We start from the raw sequence: 1,849 nt of genomic DNA, 5'->3' as shown, positions 1-1,849 counted from the left end.
ATGGGTAGGGGAGCGTCGTGTGCCGGGTGAAGCAGCCGCGGAAGCGAGTTGTGGACGGTTCACGAGTGAGAATGCAGGCATGAGTAGCGATACACACGTGAGAAACGTGTGCGCCGATTGACTAAGGGTTCCTGGGTCAAGCTGATCTGCCCAGGGTAAGTCGGGACCTAAGGCGAGGCCGACAGGCGTAGTCGATGGACAACCGGTTGATATTCCGGTACCCGCTTTGAAACGCCCAGTACTGAGCCCATTAATGCTAAGTCCGTGAAGCCGGCCCGATCTCTTCGGAGTTGAGGGTAGTGGTGGAGCCGACGAACCAAGGTGGTAGTAGGTAAGCGATGGGGTGACGCAGGAAGGTAGTCCAGCCCGGGCGGTGGTTGTCCCGGGGTAAGGGTGTAGGACGCACGGTAGGCAAATCCGTCGTGCATATAAGTCTGAGACCTGATGCCGAGCCGATTGTGGTGAAGTGGATGATCCTATGCTGTCGAGAAAAGCCTCTAGCGAGTTTCATGGCGGCCCGTACCCTAAACCGACTCAGGTGGTCAGGTAGAGAATACCGAGGCGTTCGGGTGAACTATGGTTAAGGAACTCGGCAAAATGCCCCCGTAACTTCGGGAGAAGGGGGGCCATCACTGGTGATTGGATTTGCTCCATGAGCTGGGGGTGGCCGCAGAGACCAGCGAGAAGCGACTGTTTACTAAAAACACAGGTCCGTGCGAAGCCGTAAGGCGATGTATACGGACTGACGCCTGCCCGGTGCTGGAACGTTAAGGGGACCGGTTAGCTGACTTTCGGGTTGGCGAAGCTGAGAACTTAAGCGCCAGTAAACGGCGGTGGTAACTATAACCATCCTAAGGTAGCGAAATTCCTTGTCGGGTAAGTTCCGACCTGCACGAATGGCGTAACGACTTCTCGACTGTCTCAACCATAGGCCCGGTGAAATTGCACTACGAGTAAAGATGCTCGTTTCGCGCAGCAGGACGGAAAGACCCCGGGACCTTTACTACAGTTTGATATTGGTGTTCGGTTCGGCTTGTGTAGGATAGGTGGGAGACTTTGAAGCGGCCACGCCAGTGGTTGTGGAGTCGTCGTTGAAATACCACTCTGGTCGTGCTGGATGTCTAACCTGGGTCCGTGATCCGGATCAGGGACAGTGTCTGATGGGTAGTTTAACTGGGGCGGTTGCCTCCTAAAGAGTAACGGAGGCGCCCAAAGGTTCCCTCAGCCTGGTTGGCAATCAGGTGTTGAGTGTAAGTGCACAAGGGAGCTTGACTGTGAGACCGACGGGTCGAGCAGGGACGAAAGTCGGGACTAGTGATCCGGCAGTGGCTTGTGGAAGCGCTGTCGCTCAACGGATAAAAGGTACCCCGGGGATAACAGGCTGATCTTCCCCAAGAGTCCATATCGACGGGATGGTTTGGCACCTCGATGTCGGCTCGTCGCATCCTGGGGCTGGAGTCGGTCCCAAGGGTTGGGCTGTTCGCCCATTAAAGCGGTACGCGAGCTGGGTTTAGAACGTCGTGAGACAGTTCGGTCCCTATCCGCTGTGCGCGTAGGAATATTGAGAAGGGCTGTCCCTAGTACGAGAGGACCGGGACGGACGAACCTCTGGTGTGCCAGTTGTTCTGCCAAGGGCATGGCTGGTTGGCTACGTTCGGAAAGGATAACCGCTGAAAGCATCTAAGCGGGAAGCCTGCTTCGAGATGAGTATTCCCACCTCCTTTGAGGGGTTAAGGCTCCCAGTAGACGACTGGGTTGATAGGCCAGATGTGGAAGCCCGGTAACGGGTGGAGCTGACTGGTACTAATAGGCCGAGGGCTTGTCCTCAGTTGCTCGCGTCCACTGTGTT

The 1,849-nt window shown here is 56.2% G+C and carries 1 rRNA gene; it reads left to right on the top strand.

The window, feature by feature from the left end:
- Nucleotides 1-1,827, top strand: a 23S ribosomal RNA gene (locus GA0115234_RS41065); the annotation flags it as partial.
- Nucleotides 1,828-1,849: the final 22 nt, after the last annotated feature.

Source organism: Streptomyces sp. DvalAA-43 (assembly GCF_900091725.1).
Lineage (GTDB): Bacteria > Actinomycetota > Actinomycetes > Streptomycetales > Streptomycetaceae > Streptomyces > Streptomyces pulveraceus.
This window is presented reverse-complemented; position numbering and strand designations above follow the sequence as displayed.